Source organism: Microlunatus kandeliicorticis (assembly GCF_014137855.1).
Classification (GTDB): domain Bacteria; phylum Actinomycetota; class Actinomycetes; order Propionibacteriales; family Propionibacteriaceae; genus Microlunatus; species Microlunatus kandeliicorticis.
Genome location: NZ_JACGWT010000003.1, coordinates 400,721 through 422,134, shown reverse-complemented (window position 1 = coordinate 422,134; position 21,414 = coordinate 400,721). Strand labels below are relative to the sequence as shown.

Sequence of the window (21,414 nt, the reverse complement as noted above, 5' to 3'; positions counted from 1 at the left end):
CAGATCATCAGACAGGACTCAGATGACCTGCAGCTCGGCGTTGTAGTGGCAGGCCGAGCGGTGATCGGGCACCCCGAGGTCGAAGAGGTCCGGCGGCGTGTCGATGCACAGCTGCTGCTGCGACTCCGACAGCGTCTGGAACTTCGGGCAGCGGGTGCGGAACTTGCACCCCGACGGCGGGTTCGCCGGGCTCGGCAGGTCACCGGTGAGCAGGATCCGTTGCCGGCTGCGCTCCTTCTCCGGGTCCGGCAGCGGGATGGCCGACAGCAGGGCCTGGGTGTACGGGTGGGTCGGGTGGTCGAACACCCGGTCCACGTCACCCACCTCCACCAGCTTGCCGAGGTACATCACGGCCACCCGGTCGGCGATGTGCCGCACCACGGAAAGGTCGTGCGCGACGAACAGGTAGGAGAGACCGAGGCGGGTCTTGAGCTCGTCGAGCAGGTTGATCACGCCGGCCTGGATGGACACGTCGAGCGCGGAGACCGGCTCGTCGAGCACCAGCAGCTTCGGCTCGAGCGCGAGGGCCCGGGCGATGCCGATGCGCTGCCGCTGTCCACCGGAGAAGTGCTGGGGATAGCGGTCGGCGTGGCTCGGCTCGAGACCGACGAGCGCCATCAGCTCACGGACCCGCTTCTCGACCGCCTGCTTGTCCATCTTCTGCACGGTCATCGGCTCGGCGATGATGTCGAAGACCGGCAGCCGGGGATCGAGCGAGGCCATCGGGTCCTGGAAGACGACCTGCAGGTCCCGACGCAGCTCGCGCCGCTCCGCCCCGCTCCTGATCTCCCGGACGTCCTTGCCCAGCACGACGACGTTGCCCTCGGTCGGCGGCTTCAGCTGCAGCACCTCGAGCAGCGTGGTGCTCTTGCCGCAGCCGGACTCGCCCACCAGGCCGAGGGTCTCGCCCTTGCGGATCTCCAGGTCGATGCCGTCGACGGCGTAGACGGTGCCGACCCGGCGGCGGAAGATCGCCCCCTTCATCAGCGGGTAGTGCCGGTGCAGGTCCTGCAGCTCGAGCACGGTCGGCCGGCTCTCGCGGGGGGCCTGCTCCAGGCTGGACGGCCGCAGGTCGGGCACCGGGAAGATGTCGGCGTAGCCGAGCTCCCGGGTGGCGATCGTGTCGGAGTAGATGCAGGCCGCGGTGTGCGCGGGACGGTCGGTCGGGACCAGCGGCGGCTCGGCGGTCAGGCAGTCCGGCTGGTGCATCGGGCAGCGCGGGGCGAACGGGCACCCGGGCGGCAGGTTGACCACCGACGGCGGGTTGCCCTCGAGGCTGGCCAGCGGCTGCTTCTCGCTGGCGTCGAGCCGCGGGACGGCGCCCAGCAGCCCGATGGTGTACGGCATCCGCGGTGCGTAGAAGATCTCGTCGACGCTGCCCTGCTCGACCGGCCGACCGGCGTACATGACGGTCACCCGGTCGGCGATCCCGGCCACCACGCCGAGGTCGTGGGTGATCATGATCATCGCGGCACCGGTCTCCCGCTGCGCGGTCTTGAGCACCTCGAGCACCTGCGCCTGGATGGTCACGTCGAGGGCCGTCGTCGGCTCGTCGGCGATGATCACGTCGGGGTCGTTGGCGATCGCCATCGCGATCATCGCGCGCTGCCGCATCCCGCCGGAGAACTCGTGCGGGAAGGACCGCACCCGGACCTGCGGGTTGGGAATGCCGACCAGGTCGAGCAGCTCGACGGCGCGGTTCATCGCCTTGGCCTTGGGCACCGACTTGTCGTGGGTGCGGATCGCCTCGACGATCTGGTCGCCGATCGAGTAGACCGGGGTCAGCGCCGACAGCGGGTCCTGGAAGATGATCGCCAGCTCGCGGCCGCGGATCCGCGACATCCGGGCGTCGTCGAGGTTGAGGATCTCGTCGCCGTGCAGCTTGACCGAGCCGGTGATCCGCGCGTTCTGCGGCAGCAGCCCCATCATCGCGTAGGAGCTGACCGACTTGCCCGAGCCGGACTCGCCGACGATGGCCATCGTCTCGCCGGCGGCGAGGTCGAAGTTGAGGCCGCGGACGGCCTTGACCGGACCGGCCTCGCTCGGGAACGTGACGTTGAGGTCGCGGACCGTGAGGACCGTGCCCTCGGTGGTGCGCCGCTGCTTCCGCGGGGCCGCGGTCGCGGTCGACCGGTCGGTGGTGTCGGTGCTCACATCGCCCTCCCACTGGCGCCGGAGTTGGGGTCGAGTGCGTCGCGCAGGCCGTCGCCGATGGCGTTGACGCTCAGCACGATGATCACCAGCAGGATCGCCGGGGACAGGAAGATCCACGGGAACACCGTGGCGCTGCTCTGGCCGTCGGCGATCAGGGTGCCGAGCGAGGTGTCCGGCGGCTGGATGCCGAAGCCGAAGTAGCTCAGTCCGGTCTCGCCGAGGATCGCCCCGCCCACGTTCAGGGTGGCGTCGACGACCAGCAGCGAGGAGATGTTGGGCAGGATGTGCCGGACGATGATCGTCGGGGCCGGCACGCTCATGAACCGGGCTGCCTGGACGTAGTCGAGGTCCTTGAGGGCGAGGGTCAGGCTGCGGACCACGCGGGCGGTCAGCATCCAGCCGAAGGCGGCGAGCAGGAGGACCAGCAGCAGCCAGGAGTAGGCGCCCTGCGGACCGCCGGTGCTGATCACCGCGATGATCAGGAACGAGGGGATGACCAGCAGCAGGTCGATGATCCACAGCAGCGTCTTCTCGACGATCATGCCGAAGTAGGCGGCCACCGAGCCGACCAGCGCGGCCATCGAGGTGGACAGCAGCGCCACCAGCACGCCGACCAGCATCGACTTGCTCAGACCCTTGATGGTGAGGGCGAGCACGTCGCGGCCCTCCTGGGTGGTGCCGAGCCAGTGGCTCGCGCTCGGCGGCGAGAGGAACGAGCTGTCGTCGATCTGGTCCCAGCCCCATGGCGTGACGTAGGGGCCGACGATGGCCAGCAGCGCGAGCAGCAGGAAGACGACCAGGCCGACCACCGCGGTCTTGTTCCGCAGGAACCGGCGGACGATCAGCTGCCGGCGGTTGAGCCGCTTGCCGCTGCGCTGCTCCTCCGGCGTCGGGTTGTCGGTCTCGCCCGAGAGCTCCGCGGCGACGACCTGCTCGCCGATCAGTTGCTCGCTCATGAGGCCCACTCTCCTCGGGTCGGCACGGTCTGGGAACGCGTCGGGGACATCAGCTCAGCCTCACCCGCGGGTCGAGGATCGCCACCATCACGTCGGAGAGCATCGCGCCGACCAGCACGCAGACGCCGCTGAACGCGGTGACCGCGACGGTGCCGTTGACGTCGTTGCCGCTGATCGTGGTGACGCCGTACTGACCCAACCCGTTGAACGAGAAGATCGTCTCGGTGAACGCGGCGCCGGTGAACAGCGTGGCCACGCTGAAGGCGAAGTAGGTGCCGGTGGGGATCAGCGAGGTCCGCAGCGCGTGCTTCATCACCGCGCGCTCCTTGCGCAGGCCCTTGGCCCGTGCGGTCCGGACGTAGTCGGCGCCCAGCGAGTCGAGCATCAGGTTGCGCTGGATCCGGACGAAGAACGGGAAGTTGACCATCACCAGCACCAGCGTGGGTAACAACAGGTGCTGGAGCCGGTCCCACAGCCAGGCCAGTGGTTCGGTGCCCTGTTGCCCGGTCTCGCCGGTGAACTCGAAGAACGGGATCCCGGTGGAGTTGTTGAAGTCGGTGGCCAGGATGATCAGGATCGTCGCGCTGACGAAGGTCGGCGTGGAGAGCAGGATCAGCGAGATCACGGTGAGCACCCGGTCCCGGACGCCGTACTGCCGGACCGCGCTCCAGGCACCCGCGGCGACACCGCTGATGATGCCGATGAAGGTGCCGAGCACCAGCAGCCGGGTGCTGACCCCGATCCGCCGGGCCACCTCCGGGCCGACCGGGATGCCGGTGGGGCTGTAGCCCCAGTTCCAGTGGAACAGGACGCCCTTGAGCCAGATCCAGTAGCGCTCGAGGATCGGCACCTTGTCGCTCAGGTTGTACTGCCGCAGCGACGCCTCGATCGACGCCGGCGGGAGCGGCGGGTTGCGGACCTCGTAGAGCGCCCGCGGGTTCAGCGCGGTCGCCGCCAGCAGGTAGGCCAGCGAGATGGCGACGAACAACAAGATGATGTAGTTGATCAGTCGCCGGACGAGGTATCTACCCATCGACGCGGTGTCCTTTCCCCGAGGCGGGTGGCCGTCGTGACCGGGCGCGGCGGCGTGCCGGGCCGGGCGACCACCGCCAGACTCTAACTGCGGTCGACAAAGCTTCAGCCAGCAAGGGTCTGGTTGTCACCTCGTCGCAACACAGCAAAATCCCAGGCCCCGACGGCTCTGTGCCTCAGATCCAGCTGCGGAACCACATCCGGGACAGCCAGGACGGGTAGGGCAGCAGCTGGTCGGTGAGGATGGGGTAGAGGTAGGCGAAATTCGCCAACACCAGCGCGACGAAAACCCCGGCGGCCACGCCACCCCACAGCCGCCGGCGGGGGTCGGCCGGCCGGGCCGGGCCGACCAGCAGCCCGAGCGCCATCGCCACCGCGGCCACCGAGAACGGGATGATCGCGATCGCGTAGAAGAAGAACAGCGGCCGGGCGGTGTACTGGAACCAGGGCAGCCAGGCGCTCAGCACCCCGACCACCGGGATCCCGAACCGCCAGTCGCGGCCGCCGATCCACAGGATCGCCGCCGCGATCAGCGCGAAGACGGCGCCCCACCACAGCGCCGGGGTGCCGATCCCGCTGATCACCCGCAGGCAGTTGTCCGGCCCGAGGCAGCCGTCGGTGCCGGGCTTGATGCCGTTGACCGCGTCGATGCCGATCGGCCGGGCCAGGATCAGCCAGCCCCACGGGTTGGCGGCGTAGGTGTGGGTCTGGCTGTCGATGTAGCTGCCGGTGTGGAAGGCGTAGATGTCCTTCGTGAAGTGCAGCAGCGAGGCCAGCGGCGCTCCGAGCAGCCGGGTGGTGGTGGCCTGCGGGTTCTGCGCGCCCCAGTCGCGGTCGTAGCCGCCGGAGGTGGTCAGCCAGCCGGTCCAGGTGGCGACGTAGACCACCACCGAGACGACGACCAGGTAGACGAAGGCGGGCACGCCGTCGCGGAGCACCGCCCACCAGGCCCGGGGGCCGGCACCGGCCAGCCGGCGGGCGCCGACGTCCCAGGCCAGCGTGAGCAGCGCGAACGCGGCGAGCACGTAGAGCGCGTTCCACTTCGTCCCGAGCGCCAGCCCGAAGCAGACGCCGGCGGCCAGCCGCCAGGGCCGCCAGAGCTGTGCCGGTCCGAAGCGGCGGGCGAGGTCGGCGCCGCCGGAGCGTTCGATCGCGCGGGCCAACCGGTCGCGGAACCAGTCGCGGTCGACCGCCAGGCAGGCCACCGCGGCGACCAGGAAGAAGGCCAGGAAGATGTCGAGCAGCGCGGTCCGGGACATCACGAAGTGCAGCCCGTCGAAGGTGAGCAGCACGCCGGCCAGGCAGCCGATCACCGTGTTGCGGCTGATCCGCCGGACCAGCCGGATCAGCACGGCGATCAGCAGGCAGCCGAAGACCAGCGAGGCGAACCGCCAGCCGAACGAGTTCATCCCGAAGATCGCCTCGCCGGAGGCGATCAGCCACTTCCCGACCGGCGGGTGCACGACGAACTCGGCCGTCTTGAGCATCACGTCCGGGTGGCCGGCGACGATCGAGGCGTTGGCGTCCTGGGGCCAGTTGCGCTCGTAGCCGTACTTGAGCAGCGAGTAGGCGTCCTTGGCGTAGTAGGTCTCGTCGAAGACCAGCCGGCTCGGCCGGCCCAGGTGGACCAGCCGGATCGCGAAGGCCAGCGCGGTGACGGCCACGGTCAGCACCCAGCTGAGCAGGGCGTCGGACGGCATCGGGTCGCGGAGCCGGTCGACCGTGCGGGGCGGAGGCGGCGCCGCGGTCGGCACGTCCGCCCGGGGCTCGGGGGGTGCCGGCCGGGTCTGCTCGGCCAGCAGGGCCTCGTGCGTCACCGGGTCATAGTAGGGAGCCGACCTGAGCCGGCCCGGTCCTGCGGAACGCGGCGAGCGGGTGTCCGGGCGCGCCGGTGGGCCCGGTGGCCGGGCGGTGACAGGCTGTGCGGGTGGCCCACGACACCCCGCCCGAGCGACCGCACGCGGCGGTGGTGCTGGCCGCGACCCCGATCGGCGACGCCGGGGACGCCAGCCCGCGGCTGCTCGCCGAGCTGGCCGGTGCCGACGTCATCGCCGCCGAGGACACCCGCCGGTTCCGGGCGCTGCTGGACCGGCTCGGTGTCTCCACCGGGGCCCGGCTGGTGTCCTACTTCGAGGGCAACGAGGCGGCCCGGACCGCCGAGCTGGTGTCCGCGGTCGGGTCCGGATCGCGGGTGCTGGTGGTCACCGACGCCGGGATGCCGTCGGTCTCCGACCCCGGCTACCGGCTGGTCACCGCGGCGGTCGCGGCCGGGCTGCCGGTCACCGCGGTGCCCGGGCCATCGGCCGTGCTCACCGCGCTGGCCGTCTCGGGTCTCCCGGTCGACCGGTTCTGCTTCGAGGGCTTCCTGCCCCGCCGCGCGGGCGAGCGCGACCGGGCCCTGCGGGCGCTGGCCGACGAGCCACGGACGCTGATCCTCTTCGAGGCGCCGCACCGGCTGGCCGCCACCCTGACCGCGATGGCCGAGACGCTCGGGCCGGACCGGCCGGCCGCGGTCTGCCGGGAGCTGACCAAGACCTGGGAGGAGGTCCGCCGCGGCCCGCTGTCAGCGCTGGCCGCCTGGGCGGCCGACGGCGTGCGCGGCGAGATCACCGTGGTGGTCGGCGGAGCACCACCGGCGGTGGTCGATCCGGACGCCGCCGTGGCCGAGGTCGAGACCGCGGTGGCCGGCGGCGAACGGCTCAAACCGGCGGTGACCGCGGTGGCCGAGCGGACCGGCGTGGCCCGCAACGAGCTCTACGAGGCGGTGCTCGCCGCCCGTCGCGCCCGGGCCTGACCGGCGGCGTGTTTCGGCCCGGGAAATCCTGCGTTAACGCTGGCCGAATCCGAAGCTCGCGCCGGGCGGAGGCTTGGTCGGCGGGGGCAGGCTGTGAGCGTCGGGATCCGGACCGCACCGAGGCGCCGGCCCTCCACCCGCCCGCCCGAACCGCCGGAGTGACCATGACCCAGTCCCAGCCCACCCAGGCCGAGCCCATCCAGACCAAGCCCACCCAGACCGGCACCGCCGAGACCGTTCCCGCGGCCGTCCCCGGGTCGGTGGTGACCTCGCCGGCGCGACTCCGGCTCCGCGAGCGGGTCCGCCAGCTGCAGCGACCGGCGGCCCCGGCCGTCGAGCACGTCGGCGGCCGCCCCACCGTGCTCCGGTGGAGCGGGCTCGCCGCCCACTGATCGCCACACCCCCGAGCCCGCGGAGCGGAGCTTCCTAGGCTGGGCCGGTGAGCACCGCCCAGCCGCCGGCGCCGCGTGAGCGCCGCGCCGGCACCGACGAGACCGGCCGACGCCGCAACCTCGAGCGCCCGGCCCGTCCCGAACCGCTGCCCGCGCCGGTGGCCGACAGCCACTGTCACCTCGACGTCGCCGACGGACGCACCGACCTCGATCCGGCCGCGGCGGTCGCGGCCGCCGCGTCGGTCGGGGTGACCCGGATCGTCCAGGTCGGCTGCGACGTCGCCGGGTCCCGGTGGGCCGTGGAGGCGGCCCGGACCTGGCCCTCGGTGGTGGCCGCCGTCGCCGTGCACCCCAACGACGCGGCCCGGCTGGCCGAGAACGGCCCGGACGCCCTGGAGGAGGCGCTGGCCGCGATCGACGCGCTGGCCGGTGACCCCGTGGTGCGGGCGGTGGGGGAGACCGGGCTGGACTACTTCCGCACCCGCGAGGACGACGGCCGGCGCACCCAGCGGGAGTCGTTCGCCCGCCACCTGGCCATCGCCCGGACGCACGGCCGGACGGTGGTCGTCCACGACCGCGACGCCCACGACGACGTGCTCGCGGTGGTCGACGCCGAGGGGGTGCCGGAGCGGTGGGTGATGCACTGCTTCTCCGGTGACGCCGACGTGGCCCGGGCCTGTCTCGACCGCGGCGCCTACCTGTCCTTCGCCGGCACGGTGACCTTCAAGAACGCCGGTGCGCTCCGCGAGGCGCTCCGGATCACCCCGCTCGACCGGGTGCTGACCGAGACCGACGCGCCCTACCTGACCCCCGAGCCCTACCGCGGACGGCCGAACGCCTCCTATCTGATCCCGCACACCGCCCGGGTGATCGCCGAGACGCTCGGCACCGACCTGGCCGAGGTCTGCCGGGCACTCGACGCCAACACCTCGGCGGCCTTCGGCGGCCCCTGGCCGTCGGCCGGCTGACCGGCGACCGGGATGGAGTTCGGCGATGTCGTCCGCCGCCGCCGGATGGTGCGCGCCTACGACCCGGACCGCACGGTGAACCCGGCGGTGCTGGAGACGGTGCTCGAGGCGGCCCGGCGGACGCCGTCGGCCGGGTTCAGCCAGGGCGTCGCGCTGCTGGTGCTGACCGCCGACGCCGACCGGGCGGCGTTCTGGCGGCTGGGGGTCGCAGGCGCACCCGGCGCGGGCGGGCCGCCGGACCGCTGGCTGGCCGGGATGAGCTCGGCGCCAGTGCTGGTGCTGGTGTGGACCTCCGAGGCCGCCTACCGGGCCCGCTACGCCGAGCCCGACAAGCGGCCGGCGTCGGCCCGTGACGGCCGGGCGCCGGGTCAGCTGCCGTGGTCGGTGCCCTACTGGTGGGTCGACGCCGGGATGAGCGTCCAGGCGCTGCTCTACGCCGCCGTCGACGCCGGGCTCGGGGCGGCGTTCGCCGGGGTTCCCGAGGCGGCCGTCGGTCCGGTGGCCGGCCACTTCGGGGTGCCGCACGATCGTGCGCTGGTCGGTGTGGTCACGCTCGGCCACCCCGCGACGAGCCCGGGCGCGGCCGGGTCCGCCGCGCGTCGCGGCCGGCGGCCGCGCTCGGAGGTGATCCACCACGCGCACTGGTCCGATGAATGCAGCGGTGGAAAGGGGCCGGTGTGATCGTGGTGGTCAGAGCGACCCGTGTGGTTACCAATTTGTGATCTTCGAAAGGATTTGGCAGGCTCCCACGAGCATTTGCGACCCGGCGCACTGGTACCCACTGGTCCGGCCGGTGACCGAGACCACACGACCCGACAGTACCGACACGGGTCGCGAGCGAAGCGGAGCACTGTGCGCAAGATCATTCCCGTGGCGGCCGGCGGTGCCGCTCTCGCCCTCATCGGCGGCACCTTCGGGGTCGCCAGCGCGAGCTCGAAGGTGACGCTGGCCGTCGACGGCAGCCAGCGCGCCCTGACCACCTACGGCTCGACCGTGGGCGACGTCCTCAAGGCCCAGAAGATCGCCGTCGGCCCGCACGACGTCGTCGCCCCCGGGCTGGACAGCAAGATCAGCGACGGCACCCTGATCGCGGTCCGCTACGGGCGTCCGGTCGCGGTGACCGTCGACGGTGAGCGCAAGACCTTCTGGACCACGGCGACCACCGTGCAGCAGGCCCTCGACCTGGCCGGCATCCAGAACGCCGGGGCCGACCTGTCGACCAGCCGCAGCGCCGGGATCGGCCGGCAGGGCATCAGCTTCGACGTCGACACCCTCAAGACGGTCAAGATCACCGCGGGCGGCAAGACCCGTACCGTGCAGACCACCGGGGACACCGTCAGCGACGCGCTCGCCGCGGCCAAGATCACCAAGGACAGCAATGACCTGCTCAGCGTCGACCCCGACGCCGAGCTCACCGAGGTCAACGCCTTCACCTTCACCCGCGTCGACGTCAAGAAGATCACCAAGAAGACCGACGTCGACTACGCCACCGTCCGGAAGAACTCGAGCTCGCTGGACAAGGGCAAGACCAAGATCGAGAACCCGGGTCGTGAGGGCGAGCGGACGACCACCTACACGCAGACCCTGCACGACGGCAAGGTGTTCAAGCAGGTCACCAGCGGCTCGAAGGTGACCAAACAGCCGGTCACCCGGATCGTGCTGGTCGGCACCAAGGAGGCGCCGGCGCCCTCCAGCAGCTCGTCCTCCTCGGGCTCGTCCGGCTCCTCGTCCTCCGGCTCGGCGCCGAGCGTCGCCTCGGGCAGCGTCTGGGACCGGATCGCGGCCTGCGAGTCCGGCGGCAACTGGAGCATCAACACCGGCAACGGCTTCTACGGCGGCCTGCAGTTCACCCTGTCGACCTGGCGGGCCTACGGCGGCACCGGGATGCCCAACAACGCCAGCCGCGAGACCCAGATCGCCGTGGCCAAGCGGGTCCAGGCCGCGCAGGGCTGGGGTGCCTGGCCGGTGTGCAGCGGCAAGGCCGGCGTCTGAGCCTCCGGCCCCGAACACGCGCTGCGGGACACGCACCGAGTCACTCGGGGCGTGTCCCGTCGCCGTTCCCGGTCGCCGTCCGCCGTGTGATCCACTGGCGTCCGTGACGCGTCTGCTCGACCCGCGGTCGGTCCGCGAGCTCGCCACCCGGCTCGGGCTGCGGCCGACCAAGCAGCGCGGGCAGAACTTCGTCGTCGACGCCAACACGGTCCGCCGGATCGTGACCACGGCCGGGGTGACCGCCGACGACGTGGTGCTGGAGATCGGCCCCGGGCTGGGGTCACTGACCCTGGCCCTGCTCGACGCGGCGGCCGGGGTGGTCGCGGTGGAGATCGACGAGCTGCTGGCCGGCGCGCTCCCGGCCACCGTGGCCGACCGGAGCCCCGAGCACGCCGACGCCCTGACCGTGGTCACCGCGGACGCGCTGGCGGTCCGGACGCTGCCACGGACGCCGACCCGGGTGGTGGCCAACCTGCCCTACAACGTCTCGGTGCCGGTGCTGCTGCACCTGCTGGAGACCTTCCCGGACTGGCGTCACGGGCTGGTGATGGTGCAGGCCGAGGTGGCCGACCGGTTGGCCGCCGGCCCGGGGTCGCGGACCTACGGCGTGCCCTCGGCCAAGATGGCCTGGTGGGCCGAGACCGCCCGGGTCGGGTCGGTCCCGGCCGCGGTGTTCTGGCCGGTCCCCAACGTCGAGTCCGGGCTGGTCCGGATCACCCGCCGACCGCCGCCGGAGACCACCGCCGACCGCGCCCACGTGTTCGCGGTGATCGACGCCGCGTTCGCCCAGCGCCGCAAGATGCTCCGCTCGGCGCTGGCCGGGCTGGCCGGCTCGTCGGCCGCCGCCAGCGAGGCGCTGACCGCCGCCGGGGTCGACCCGACGGCACGGGGCGAGACGCTCGACGTGGCGGCGTTCGCCCGGATCGCCGAGCGGCTGCCGGTGACCCCGGGGCCGCGGGCGCGGACCTGACGTCCCGGAGCATGATGACGCCGTGATCAGGAACGTGGTGACCGGGCGGCTGGCCGACGACGCCGACGAGGAGACCTCGCGCCGGCTCGACGAGGGGCTGGCCGGCGTCGCCGGGCTCCGGCTCCCGGGTCAGCTGTCGATGACCGTCGGACGCGACGCCGGGCTCCGTCCGGGTGGGTGGACGTTCGCCATCGTCAACGACTGGACCGACGTCGAGTCCTACCGGGCCTACGACGCCGACGAGGAGCACAACCGCTACCGGGCGCTGATCGGCGGGGCCAGCGAGCAGATCTCCCGGGTGCAGCTCGAGCTGCCGGACCCGGCCTGAGCGGGCGGCGGTGGTGGCGGGGCGCGGTGCCGACCGGCCGGCCACGGTCGCCGACGTGCACGCGATCGCCACGTCGATGCCGCACGTCCAGCAGGTCGGCGGCAGCCGGGACAACGCGGTCTACCAGGTCGGCGGCAAGAGCTTCGTCTTCTTCCGCAACCCGCGACCCGACGCGTTCGACCCGGACACCGATGAGCGCTACGACGACGTGATCGTCTTCTGGGTGCCTGACGAGGCCGACAAGCTGGCGCTGGTGCAGGACCCCGACCACCCGGCGTTCACCACGCCGCACTTCGACGGCCACCTCTCGGTGCTGGTCCGGGCCTCGCGGCTCGGGGAGCTGACCCGGCGCCAGCTGGCCGAGCTGATCATCGACGGGTGGCTGTCGCGGGCCTCGGCCCGGCGGGCGGCCGACTGGCTCGCCGCCCACCCCGACCGCAGCCTGGACTGAGGACGCCCGACCGGCCGGGATCACCCGGGCCGGGCCCGCCCGCGACCCGCCACTACGCTCACCGGGTGGCCTCTCCGATCCCCCCTGGACCGAGCAGCGTCCGGGTGCGGGCCCCGGCCAAGCTGAACCTGGCGCTCCGCGTCGGTCCGCCGCGCAAGGACGGGTTCCACCCGCTGGCCACCGTCTACCACGCGATCTCGCTCTTCGACGAGGTCCAGGCCACGCTCGCGGAGCCCGGGGTGTTCGAGGTGACCACCACCGGTGAGGGCGCCGAGCTGGTCCCCGACGGCGACGACCACCTGGCGCTGCGCGCCGCCCGGCTGCTCGCCGAGCGGTACGCGGCCGACGAGCCGGTCGGCGTCGAGCTCGCGGTCCGCAAGTCGATCCCGGTGGCCGGCGGGCTGGCCGGTGGTTCGGCCGACGCCGCCGCCGCACTGCTGGCCTGCGCGGTGGTCTGGGACCTCGACGTCAGCCCCGAGGCGCTCCGCGAGCTGGGCGCCGAGCTCGGCTCCGACGTGCCGTTCGCGCTGCTCGGCGGGACCGCGATCGGCAGCGGCCGCGGCGAGTCGGTGGTGCCGGCGATGGCCCGCGGCACCTTTCACTGGGTGGTCGCCTTCGCCCAGCACGGGCTCTCGACGCCGGCCGTCTACCGCCGGTTCGACGAGATCGGCGACCCGCCGGCCCCGGCCGACTTCGAGGTGCCCGACGAGATGCTCAACGCGCTGCTCGCCGCCGACCCGGCCCGGCTAGGGGCCACCCTGACCAACGACCTGCAGCCCGCCGCGATCGACCTGCAGCCGCAGCTGGCCCGGACGCTCGAGGCCGGCCTCGAGTACGGCGCGCTGGGCGCGCTGGTCTCCGGCTCCGGCCCGACGGTCGCCTTCCTGGTCGGCTCCGAGACCGCCGCGGTCGACCTCGGGGTCGCGCTGAGCGCCGACGGTGTCTGCCGCACGGTCCGCCGGGCCACCGGCCCGGCGCCCGGGGCGCGGATCATCGGCTGACGCCGCAGACCGGCGGCGGCCGGCTCACTAGGCTGCCGCCGTGTCCGTCCTGCCCGGCCCGCTCCGACCCGCGGCCGTCCGGGTCCTGCGGTCCCGCGACCCGGCCGAGCCGCACCGGGTAGCCACGCCGCTCGAGCTGCTCACCGACCTGTGCTTCGTGGTCGCGGTCTCGCGGGCCGCCGCCACCCTGCACCACGACGCCGCCGCGCAGCACCTGGCGACCGGGCTGCCCGAGTACGCGCTGGCCTTCTTCGCGATCTGGTGGACCTGGCTCAACTTCACCTGGTTCGCCTCCGCCTACGACAACGACGACGTCGTCTACCGGCTGCTGACCATCCTGCAGATCCTCGGCTCGCTGGTGCTGGCCGCCGGCGTCCCGCACCTGTTCGAGCACCCGACCACGGTGATCATCGGCTACCTGATCATGCGGATCGCACTGGTCGTCCAGTGGCTGCGGGCCGCCCGGCACGACCCCGCCCGGCGCCGGACCTGCCGGCGCTACGCGGTCGGCATCCTGATCGTCCAGGCGGCCTGGGTGGGCGCCCTGCTGGTGCCGCTGGCCGAACGACTGCCGGTCTTCCTGCTGCTGATCGTTGCCGACCTCGCGGTGCCGGTGATCGCCGAGCGGGCCGGCCCCACCAGCTGGCACGCGCACCACGTCGCCGAGCGCTACAGCCTGTTCTTCATCATCGTGCTGGGCGAGGTGATCCTCTCCAGCGCGGACGGGATCTCCGAGGCGCTGGGCGCCGACGACGCCGAGCGCGGTCACCTGGCCGCGGTGATCGTCGGCGGGGTGCTGATCGTCTTCAGCGTCTGGTGGCTGTACTTCTCCCGGCCCGCCGCCGCGGTGCTCGAGCGCGGTCGCGGCGCCGGCCGTGGCTGGCACTACCTGTGGGGCTTCGGCCACTACCTGATCTTCGCCTCGGCCGCGGCGGTCGGCGCCGGGCTGGCCGCCCGGGTCGACCACTGGACCGCGGTCGGGCTGCACGAGGGCGAGGGCGCGCCCGACTCGGGTCTGGGATCGGCCCTGCTGCTCTCAGGGGCCGTCGCGGTGCTGCTGGCCGGGATCTGGTTCTTCCAGGTCCGCGGGCACGACCCGGGACCGCGGACCGCCGTGCCGTTCGGGGTCGCCGTCCTAGCCGTGCTGGCCGCCGCGTTCACACCCTTCCCCGAGGTGCTGACCGGGGTGGTCTGCGCCGGACTGCTGGCGGTGGAGATCGTGGTCGCCGGGCTGGCGCCGGACGGCGAGGCCGACTGAGCGGACGGGACCGTCGGGCGGGTCAGCCCTCGTAGGCGACGGTCAGCCGACGCAGGGTGCCGGCCAGCGCGTCGAGCTCGGCGCGGTCGAGGTCGTCGAGGATGGCGTGCTCGGCGGCCAACAGGTCGTCCATGGCGGCGTCGACGGCGGCGCGGCCGGTCGGGGTGAGCCCGACCAGGACGCCCCGACGGTCCTCGGGGTGGTCGGTGCGGGTGACCAGCCCTCGGGCGCTGAGCCGGTCGACCCGGTTGGTCATGGTGCCCGAGGTGACCATCGTCTCGCGGAGCAGCTGGCCGGGGGAGAGCCGGTAGGGCGCCCCCGCGCGGCGGAGCGCGGCGAGGACGTCGAACTCCCACGACTCGAGCTCGTGGGCGGCGAACGCGTCCCGGCGGGCCCGGTCGAGGTGCCGGGCCAGCCGGGTCACCCGCGACAGCACGTGCATCGGCGAGACGTCCAGCTCCGGCCGTTCGCGCTGCCAGGCGTCGACCAGGCTGTCGACCTCGTCCCGCGCCTGCGCACCGGGCTCGGCGTCGGTGGCCCGGGAGCTGCTCGCGGGCGCGGACGTCGACGCGCTCGTCGACGTGCGTGCGGCGGACCCGGCCATGACCGGGATTCTAGATCAAGACTCTTGACGTCGAGAGAGTTCGGGCTCCGTCCCGCGGGCGTGGTGCGACGGCATGGTCGCGGCGAGCACGATGATGCCGATGCTGAGCACCGCGGGCAGCGCCATCGTGTGCTGGACGCCGACGTGTCGGACCGCGAAGCCGATCAGGCCCGGACCGGCCAGGAACGCCGCGTAGCCGAAGGTCACCACCACGGCGAGCACCCGGCCGCCGCCGAGGTGCCCGGCGGTGGCGTAGACCTGAGGGGCGATCATCCCGACCCCGAAGCCGACCAGGGCCCAACCGTCGACCAGCAGCGGCAGCGGGTGGGTGAGGGTGACGACCAGGTAGCCGACCGCGGCGCAGGCGCCGCCGAACCGGACCACCGCGCGGTGCCCGAACCGGTCGACCAGCCGGTCGCCGAGCAGCCGGATCAGCACCATGAACCCGCTGACCGCGATCAGCCCGAGCGACCCGGTGGTCGAGTCCACCCGGGCCACGTCGGTGACGTGGATCGAGGACCAGTCGACCGCGGTGCCCTCGCAGAGCCCGAAGGCCAGCGCCATCGCGCCGAGCACCCAGGCGGCCCGCGGGATCTTCGTCCTGCGGCCGTCGACGGTGTGGTCGACGGTGACGGCGACCGGGGCGATCCGCAGCAGCACCAGCCAGGCGACGGTGGCGACCAGCGCGGCGGCGAGCAGCACCGGGGCGACCACGGCCGCCCCGCGCAGGGTGAACACGCCCGCCAGTAGCAGCACCATCGCGGCCCCGGTGAACTGGCCGAGCGACCAGAACGCGTGGAAGCGGCTCATCACCGCGCCACCGCCGCGGGCCCGCCGTCCCGACTCGACCTGGACGCCGAGGGCGTTCATGGCCACGTCCATCGCGCCGTTGCCGAACCCGACCAGCACCGCCCCGGCCACGGCCACCGGATAGACCGGGGCCAGCCCGAGGGTCACCGCGGCGAGCACCAGGATCGGCAGCGCGGCCAGGGCGATCGTCCGGGCGCCGATCCGGTCGGTCAGCCGACCGCCGAGCTGCATGGCCACCAGCCCGGCCGCGCCGGCCGAGAAGAGCATGACGGCGATCTGGACGGCGCTGAGGTCGAGCCGGTCGCGGAGCGAGGGCAGCGCGCCACCGTAGCTGCCCAGGATCACGCCGTTGGCGGCGAACATCAGGGTCACGGCGAGCACGGAGCGCGGGCTGCCGAGCGGCGGGGTGCGGGTGGTCGCGGCGGGCGCGAGCAGGGCGGTCATCGAGGCGCTCTTTCTGAATCGATCTAGACGCCGCCAACGATACGGGCTCGGCGATCACCCACCAAGTCGGCGACGGCGGAGGGTGGCCGGGCTCGCGCGCCGACCTCAGGACAGGTCGTGGGTGCCCTGGAGCCGCGGCTTGGCCTCAAGCCCGCGGAGCCCGTTCCAGGCCAGGTTGACCAGGTGGGCGGCGACGTCCTGCTTGCGCGGCTTGCGGTTGTCCAGCCACCACTGCCCGGTCAGCGCGATCATCCCGACCAGCATCTGGGCGTAGATCGGCGCTGCCTTCGGGTCGAGCTTGCGACGCCGGAACTCCGGTGCGAGCAGCTCGCTGACCCGGTCGGCGACGTCGCCGAGGACGCTGGCCAGCGAGCCGCCGGTGGTGCCGACCGAGGAGTCGCGGGCCAGGATCCGGAAACCGTCGGTGTGGGTCTCGATGTAGTCGAGCAGGGCCAGCGCGGCGGACTCGATCAGCTCGCGGTCCTCGCCGCGGCTGAGCGAGCCGCGGATCACGTCGAGCAGGGTCCGCACCTCGCGGTCGACGATCACCGCGTAGAGCCCCTCCTTGCCGCCGAAGTGTTCGTAGACCACCGGCTTGCTGACCTCGGCCCGGGCCGCGATCTCCTCGACCGAGGCCTGGTCGTAGCCCCGTTCGGCGAACAGCCGCCGGGCCACGTCGATCAGCTGCTCGCGACGCTCGGCGCTGCTCATCCGCACCCGGCCGCGCCGCGACCGCTCCCTGCTCTCGGTCATCGCTGCTCCTCGTGGCTCCCCGGGTCGGAGACCCCATTCTGGGTGACGGCTGGACCGGGGCCGTGGAGGATGTGCGGACCGAGCAGCCACCTGCGTAAGGTTGGCCTCGGCCGATCCGCGGGAGTGACCAAGTCGACGACCTGGGGGCGGTCCGGCCGTGCGATCCCCGGTTGGTCTGCCGGCAGGGCCCGCCTGACTTTGAATCAGGACCAGCGACGTAGGTTCGACTCCTACCCGGGGAGCGCCGCCCGACGAGCTCGACCGCACCGCCGGCCGACCGACAGCGCGACAGCGAGGAGCAGCGTGGCGACCGCCTCTCCCGGGAACCCGGACGACCCGACGCCCCCCACCGGCCCCGTCGGACCCGACCCCGACACCGATCTGACGACACCGAGCCACGGCGTCGCGGCCGCGGTGATCCTGGCCGCGGGGGCCGGCACCCGGATGAAGTCCCGGCGGTCGAAGCTGCTGCACGAGATCGCCGGCCGCTCGCTGCTCAACTACGCCGTCGACGCGGCGGTCGAGGCCGGCGCCGAGCACGTGGTCGTGGTCGTCGGGCACCAGCGGGATCAGGTCGAGGCGCACCTGGCCGAGATCGCCCCGCACGTCACGGTGGCGGTGCAGACCGACGACGCCTACGGCACCGGGCACGCGGTCCGGTGCGGCCTCCGCGTGCTCACCGAGCGGACCGGCCCGCTGTCCGGGGAGGTGCTGGTCACCTACGCCGACGTGCCGATGCTGGGTTCGGCGACGCTGACCGCCCTGGTCGGCGCCCACCGCGACGCCGGGGCCTCGATCACCGTGCTGACCGCCGAGGTCGACGACCCGACCGGTTACGGCCGGATCGTCCGCGGCGAGGCCGGGGACGTGCTCGGGATCGTCGAGCACAAGGACGCCGGCCCGGCCGAGCGGGCCATCCGCGAGATCAACTCGGGCATCTACGTCTTCGCCGCCGACGTGCTCACCGGGGCGCTGGACGAGCTGGTGCCCAGCCCGGTCACCGGCGAGCTCTACCTGACCGACGTCCTGGGCATCGCGCGTCGCCGGCACCGCCCGGTCCGGGCGCACCTGACCGCCGACCGCTGGGAGGTCGAGGGGGTCAACGACCGCGTCCAGCTGCAGCGGATGGGTGCGGAGATCAACCGCCGGCTGCTCGAGCGCTGGATGCTCGCAGGCGTGACGGTCGTCGACCCCGCCAGCACCTGGGTGCACGCCGACGTCGACCTGGCGAGCGACGTCACCCTGTTGCCCAACACCTCGCTCGAGGGCGCCACCACGGTGGCCGAGGGTGCGGTCATCGGCCCGGACGTCACCCTGGTCGACGTCGAGGTCGGGGAGGGTGCCACCGTCACCCGCTGCCAGGCCAGCCTGGCGGTGATCGGGGCCGGCGCCAGCGTCGGGCCGTACGCCTACCTGCGGCCGGGCACGGTGCTGGGGGCCGAGGGCAAGATCGGCACCTTCGTCGAGACCAAGAACGCCCGGATCGGCGAGCGGGCCAAGGTGCCGCACCTGACCTACGCCGGTGACACCGAGATCGGCGAGGGCAGCAACATCGGCGCCGGCACGATCTTCGCCAACTACGACGGGGTGTCCAAGAACCCGAGCAGCGTCGGCCGGGACTCGTTCGTCGGCAGCGGGTCGGTGCTGATCCATCCGGTGGAGGTCGGCGACGGCGCCTACGTGGCCGCCGGGTCGGCGGTCACCGAGAGCGTTCGCCCCGGTCAGCTCGGGGTCGCCCGCGGCCGGCAGCGCAATGTCGACGGCTGGGTGTTCCGGCGCCGGCCGGACACCCGGACGGCGGCGGCCGCCGACCGGGCCGGGGCGCGCCCGCCGGACGCGGCCGATCACGCGCACCACGAGCAGGAACAGCAGCGGACCCGGGGCCGGGACGGCGCCCCGCAGGACGGGGGAGACCAGGCGTGACCGGAGTGAAGCGGCCCAACGACAAGCACCTGATGCTGTTCTCGGGCCGGGCCTATCCCGAGCTCGCCGGCGAGGTGGCCGAGCTGATGGGGGTCGAGATCGTCCCCACCCGGGCGTTGAACTACGCCAACTCCGAGATCTACGTCCGGTTCGAGGAGTCGGTCCGCGGCTCGGACGCCTTCGTCATCCAGAGCCACGCCGCTCCGGTGAACGAGTGGGTGATGGAGCAGCTGATCATGGTCGACGCGCTCAAGCGCGCCTCGGCCAAGCGGATCACCGTGGTCGCGCCGTTCTATCCCTACGCCCGGCAGGACAAGAAGCACGCCGGCCGCGAGCCGATCTCGGCCCGGTTGATCGCCGACCTGTTCAAGACCGCCGGGGCCAACCGGCTGATGTCGGTCGACCTGCACGCCGCGCAGATCCAGGGCTTCTTCGACGGGCCGGTCGACCACCTCTGGGCGCTGCCGGTGCTGGCCGACTACGTGGTCGACAAGTACGACACCTCCGAGATGACCGTGGTCAGCCCGGACGCCGGCCGCGTGCGGCTGGCCGACATGTGGAGCGACCGGCTGAACACCCGGCTGGCCATCATCCACAAGCGCCGCGACCCGAACGTCGCGAACACCGTGGCGGTGCACGAGGTCGTCGGCGACGTCCGCGGCCGGGTCTGCCTGCTGGTCGACGACATGATCGACACCGCCGGCACCATCTGCCAGGCCGCCGAGGCGCTGGTCGCCCGCGGCGCCAAGAAGGTGATCGCGGCGGCCACCCACCCGGTGCTGTCCGGGCCGGCGATCGAGCGGCTGTCGGCCTCCGCCTTCGAGGAGGTCATCGTCACCAACACGCTGCCGATCCCGCCCGAGCGGCGGTTCGACCGGTTGACCGTGCTCTCGATCGGGCCGTTGATCGCCCGCGCGATCCACGAGGTGTTCGAGGACGGGTCGGTCACCAGCCTGTTCAACGGCCAGTCCTGACCGTCGCCGGTCGGGGTGACCTGAGCGTCCGGCGACGGTGCCGGTCGCGATGTGACGGCCTGGGGGCGGTCGGCTAAGCTGTACCGGTTGCCTCGGCGAGGGTCGGCAGGTCAGACCGTGATCGACAAGGACGCTACGTTCCGCCCAGTTCTTGGGCCTGTCATCAAACTGACCTCGTCCGGTTCGCTCCGGGCAGTCGCGTCGTCGCGACGCTGACATCACAACCGAGTTCCGAAGTTCGAGGAGATAGTCGAAGTGGCCGAGGTCAAGCTGACCGCCGAGATGCGCACCGAGTTCGGCAAGGGCGCCGCCCGCCGGATCCGTCGCGCCCACAAGGTGCCCGCCGTCCTGTACGGGCACGGCACCGACCCGATCCACATCACCCTGCCGGGCCACGAGACCCAGCTGGCGCTGCGCGCGAGCAACGCGTTGCTCGACGTCGACGTCGACGGCCGGTCCCAGCTGGCGCTGCCCAAGCAGGTCCAGCGCGACCCGATCAAGGGCTTCATCGAGCACGTCGACCTGCTGATCGTCCGCCGCGGCGAGAAGGTCACCGTCGACGTGGCCGTCCACGTCGAGGGCGAGGCGGCTCCGGACACCCTGGTGGTGACCGACCGCAACACCGTCTCGATCGAGGCCGAGGCGACCCGGATCCCCGAGGCGATCACGGTCTCGGTGGAGGGCGCCACCGCCGGCACCCAGTTCCTGGCCGGCGACCTCAAGCTGCCCGACGGCGCGACCCTGGTCGACGACCCCGAGCTGTTGGTCGTCGGGGTCAGCAACGCGCCGACCGCCGAGGAGATCGAGGCCGACCTGGCCGAGGCCGAGGCCGAGGTGGGCATCGAGCCGACGCTGGCCGAGACCGACGAGGAGTCCTCGGAGGACGGCGAGGGCGGCGAGTCCGCCGACGGGTCCGAGTCCTCCGACCAGGGCGACTCCGAGTCCTGACCGCTGCCGGTCCCGTGCGGACCGGTGCGCGCAGGTCGTTCGTCTCACGATGGCAGACAGCTGGCTGGTGGTCGGGCTCGGTAACCCGGGCCCGACCTACGCCGGTCACCGCCACAACGTCGGCTTCATGGTGGTCGACGAGCTCGCGCGACGCCGCAGTGTGCGGTTCGCCGCGCCGCGGGGGATGCGCGCCGAGGTCGCCGAGACCCGGCTCGGCCCGCCCGGGGCCGAGAGCCCACGGCTGGTGCTGGTCAAGCCACGCACCTTCATGAACGACTCCGGCGCGGCGGTGGTCAAGCTCGCCGCCTTCCACAAGATCGCGCCCGACCGGATCGTCGCCGTCCATGACGAGCTCGACATCGACTTCGGTCAGCTGCGGGTCAAGTTCGCCGGTGGCGACAACGGCCACAACGGGCTCAAGTCGATGCGCCGCAGCCTGGACACCGGCGACTTCTACCGGGTCCGGTTCGGCGTGGGGCGTCCACCGGGCCGCCAGGACCCCGCCGACTTCCTGCTCAGCAACTTCCCCGCGGGCGCGCGCACCGACCTCGAGATCGAGGTCGGCCGGGCCGCCGACGCCGTGGAGTCGCTGCTCACCGTCGGCCTCGAGCGCACCCAGAACACCTTCAACTCCTGACGCCCTCGCACGCCCAGTCTGCGCG

21 protein-coding genes and 1 tRNA gene are annotated in these 21,414 nt (G+C 72.8%); 15 read left to right on the top strand and 7 right to left on the bottom strand.

Annotated elements, in window-relative coordinates:
- Positions 1 to 18 precede the first annotated feature (18 nt).
- The 4 genes from FHX74_RS21095 to FHX74_RS11010 form a co-directional block, all read right to left on the bottom strand.
- Positions 19 to 2,154: an ABC transporter ATP-binding protein gene (locus FHX74_RS21095; protein WP_328823763.1), complete on the bottom strand. Its 2,136-nt coding sequence runs from the start codon at positions 2,152 to 2,154 to the stop codon at positions 19 to 21.
- Entirely contained in the window at positions 2,151 to 3,110 is a 960-nt protein-coding gene (locus tag FHX74_RS19855; RefSeq protein WP_220483759.1) for an ABC transporter permease, read from the bottom strand. Before FHX74_RS19855 ends, FHX74_RS21095 begins: the two co-directional genes overlap by 4 nt.
- 49 nt (positions 3,111 to 3,159) lie before the next feature.
- Positions 3,160 to 4,143 carry an ABC transporter permease gene (locus FHX74_RS11015; RefSeq protein WP_182560151.1) on the bottom strand — a complete coding sequence of 328 codons (984 nt, stop codon included), beginning with the start codon at positions 4,141 to 4,143 and terminating at the stop codon, positions 3,160 to 3,162.
- A 175-nt stretch (positions 4,144 to 4,318) separates the two neighbouring features.
- Positions 4,319 to 5,842, bottom strand: coding sequence for a dolichyl-phosphate-mannose--protein mannosyltransferase (locus FHX74_RS11010; RefSeq protein WP_182560456.1), 1,524 nt, complete (start codon positions 5,840 to 5,842; stop codon positions 4,319 to 4,321).
- A gap of 227 nt (positions 5,843 to 6,069) precedes the next feature.
- On the opposite strand from FHX74_RS11010, the gene rsmI reads away from it, so the two are divergent.
- The 10 genes from rsmI (at position 6,070) to FHX74_RS10960 (ending at position 14,296) form a co-directional block, all read left to right on the top strand.
- On the top strand, positions 6,070 to 6,936 hold the full coding sequence (gene rsmI / locus FHX74_RS11005) for a 16S rRNA (cytidine(1402)-2'-O)-methyltransferase (protein WP_182560150.1): 867 nt from the start codon (positions 6,070 to 6,072) through the stop codon (positions 6,934 to 6,936).
- Between the two features lie 164 nt (positions 6,937 to 7,100).
- A complete protein-coding gene (locus FHX74_RS11000; protein WP_182560149.1) occupies positions 7,101 to 7,328 on the top strand; it encodes a hypothetical protein in 228 nt (75 codons plus the stop codon).
- A gap of 47 nt (positions 7,329 to 7,375) precedes the next feature.
- On the top strand, positions 7,376 to 8,296 hold the full coding sequence (locus FHX74_RS10995; RefSeq protein WP_182560148.1) for a TatD family hydrolase: 921 nt from the start codon (positions 7,376 to 7,378) through the stop codon (positions 8,294 to 8,296).
- A gap of 12 nt (positions 8,297 to 8,308) precedes the next feature.
- Positions 8,309 to 8,977, top strand: coding sequence for a nitroreductase family protein (locus FHX74_RS10990; RefSeq protein ID WP_182560147.1), 669 nt, complete (start codon positions 8,309 to 8,311; stop codon positions 8,975 to 8,977).
- 189 nt (positions 8,978 to 9,166) lie between these two features.
- Complete coding sequence (locus FHX74_RS10985; RefSeq protein ID WP_182560146.1) at positions 9,167 to 10,288, top strand: ubiquitin-like domain-containing protein; 1,122 nt, start codon at positions 9,167 to 9,169, stop codon at positions 10,286 to 10,288.
- 94 nt (positions 10,289 to 10,382) lie between these two features.
- Positions 10,383 to 11,258 carry a 16S rRNA (adenine(1518)-N(6)/adenine(1519)-N(6))-dimethyltransferase RsmA gene (gene rsmA / locus FHX74_RS10980; protein WP_220483857.1) on the top strand — a complete coding sequence of 292 codons (876 nt, stop codon included), beginning with the start codon at positions 10,383 to 10,385 and terminating at the stop codon, positions 11,256 to 11,258.
- A 22-nt stretch (positions 11,259 to 11,280) separates the two neighbouring features.
- Entirely contained in the window at positions 11,281 to 11,586 is a 306-nt protein-coding gene (locus tag FHX74_RS10975; protein WP_182560144.1) for a Dabb family protein, read from the top strand.
- Positions 11,587 to 11,596: 10 nt separating this feature from the next.
- Entirely contained in the window at positions 11,597 to 12,037 is a 441-nt protein-coding gene (locus FHX74_RS10970; RefSeq protein ID WP_328823762.1) for an MmcQ/YjbR family DNA-binding protein, read from the top strand.
- A 65-nt stretch (positions 12,038 to 12,102) separates the two neighbouring features.
- Positions 12,103 to 13,038, top strand: coding sequence for a 4-(cytidine 5'-diphospho)-2-C-methyl-D-erythritol kinase (locus tag FHX74_RS10965; protein ID WP_182560143.1), 936 nt, complete (start codon positions 12,103 to 12,105; stop codon positions 13,036 to 13,038).
- Positions 13,039 to 13,078: 40 nt separating this feature from the next.
- Positions 13,079 to 14,296: a low temperature requirement protein A gene (locus tag FHX74_RS10960; RefSeq protein ID WP_220483758.1), complete on the top strand. Its 1,218-nt coding sequence runs from the start codon at positions 13,079 to 13,081 to the stop codon at positions 14,294 to 14,296.
- Between the two features lie 22 nt (positions 14,297 to 14,318).
- On the opposite strand, the gene FHX74_RS10955 is transcribed toward FHX74_RS10960, so the two are convergent.
- The 3 genes from FHX74_RS10955 to FHX74_RS10945 form a co-directional block, all read right to left on the bottom strand.
- Positions 14,319 to 14,900 carry a MarR family winged helix-turn-helix transcriptional regulator gene (locus FHX74_RS10955; protein ID WP_182560142.1) on the bottom strand — a complete coding sequence of 194 codons (582 nt, stop codon included), beginning with the start codon at positions 14,898 to 14,900 and terminating at the stop codon, positions 14,319 to 14,321.
- A 15-nt stretch (positions 14,901 to 14,915) separates the two neighbouring features.
- Positions 14,916 to 16,154, bottom strand: coding sequence for an MFS transporter (locus FHX74_RS10950; RefSeq protein ID WP_182560141.1), 1,239 nt, complete (start codon positions 16,152 to 16,154; stop codon positions 14,916 to 14,918).
- A gap of 105 nt (positions 16,155 to 16,259) precedes the next feature.
- Positions 16,260 to 16,907 carry a TetR/AcrR family transcriptional regulator gene (locus FHX74_RS10945; protein ID WP_182560140.1) on the bottom strand — a complete coding sequence of 216 codons (648 nt, stop codon included), beginning with the start codon at positions 16,905 to 16,907 and terminating at the stop codon, positions 16,260 to 16,262.
- Positions 16,908 to 17,070: 163 nt separating this feature from the next.
- Between FHX74_RS10945 and FHX74_RS10940 the strand changes: the two genes are divergently transcribed.
- The 5 genes from FHX74_RS10940 to pth all read left to right on the top strand — a co-directional run bounded on the left by FHX74_RS10940 (position 17,071) and on the right by pth (position 21,389).
- Positions 17,071 to 17,149 (top strand) — tRNA-Gln (locus tag FHX74_RS10940).
- 61 nt (positions 17,150 to 17,210) lie between these two features.
- Positions 17,211 to 18,830, top strand: coding sequence for a bifunctional UDP-N-acetylglucosamine diphosphorylase/glucosamine-1-phosphate N-acetyltransferase GlmU (gene glmU, locus FHX74_RS10935; protein ID WP_328823761.1), 1,620 nt, complete (start codon positions 17,211 to 17,213; stop codon positions 18,828 to 18,830).
- Positions 18,827 to 19,804, top strand: a complete 978-nt coding sequence (locus tag FHX74_RS10930; RefSeq protein ID WP_182560139.1) for a ribose-phosphate diphosphokinase — start codon at positions 18,827 to 18,829, stop codon at positions 19,802 to 19,804. The genes glmU and FHX74_RS10930 overlap by 4 nt, the downstream gene beginning before the upstream one ends.
- 255 nt (positions 19,805 to 20,059) lie before the next feature.
- On the top strand, positions 20,060 to 20,752 hold the full coding sequence (locus FHX74_RS10925; RefSeq protein WP_182560138.1) for a 50S ribosomal protein L25/general stress protein Ctc: 693 nt from the start codon (positions 20,060 to 20,062) through the stop codon (positions 20,750 to 20,752).
- A gap of 49 nt (positions 20,753 to 20,801) precedes the next feature.
- Positions 20,802 to 21,389 carry an aminoacyl-tRNA hydrolase gene (pth, locus tag FHX74_RS10920; protein ID WP_182560137.1) on the top strand — a complete coding sequence of 196 codons (588 nt, stop codon included), beginning with the start codon at positions 20,802 to 20,804 and terminating at the stop codon, positions 21,387 to 21,389.
- Positions 21,390 to 21,414: the final 25 nt, after the last annotated feature.

Excerpts from the sequence above, each read along its gene's own strand:
- FHX74_RS19855 (WP_220483759.1), bottom strand. The coding sequence starts at position 3,110 with ATGAGCGAGCAACTGATCGGCGAGCAGGTCGTCGCCGCGGAGCTCTCG.
- FHX74_RS11015 (WP_182560151.1), bottom strand. The coding sequence starts at position 4,143 with ATGGGTAGATACCTCGTCCGGCGACTGATCAACTACATCATCTTGTTG.
- FHX74_RS11010 (WP_182560456.1), bottom strand. The coding sequence starts at position 5,842 with ATGCCGTCCGACGCCCTGCTCAGCTGGGTGCTGACCGTGGCCGTCACC.
- FHX74_RS11000 (WP_182560149.1), top strand. The coding sequence starts at position 7,101 with ATGACCCAGTCCCAGCCCACCCAGGCCGAGCCCATCCAGACCAAGCCC.
- FHX74_RS10990 (WP_182560147.1), top strand. The coding sequence starts at position 8,309 with ATGGAGTTCGGCGATGTCGTCCGCCGCCGCCGGATGGTGCGCGCCTAC.
- FHX74_RS10955 (WP_182560142.1), bottom strand. The coding sequence starts at position 14,900 with ATGGCCGGGTCCGCCGCACGCACGTCGACGAGCGCGTCGACGTCCGCG.
- FHX74_RS10950 (WP_182560141.1), bottom strand. The coding sequence starts at position 16,154 with ATGACCGCCCTGCTCGCGCCCGCCGCGACCACCCGCACCCCGCCGCTC.
- FHX74_RS10945 (WP_182560140.1), bottom strand. The coding sequence starts at position 16,907 with ATGACCGAGAGCAGGGAGCGGTCGCGGCGCGGCCGGGTGCGGATGAGC.
- pth (WP_182560137.1), top strand. The coding sequence starts at position 20,802 with ATGGCAGACAGCTGGCTGGTGGTCGGGCTCGGTAACCCGGGCCCGACC.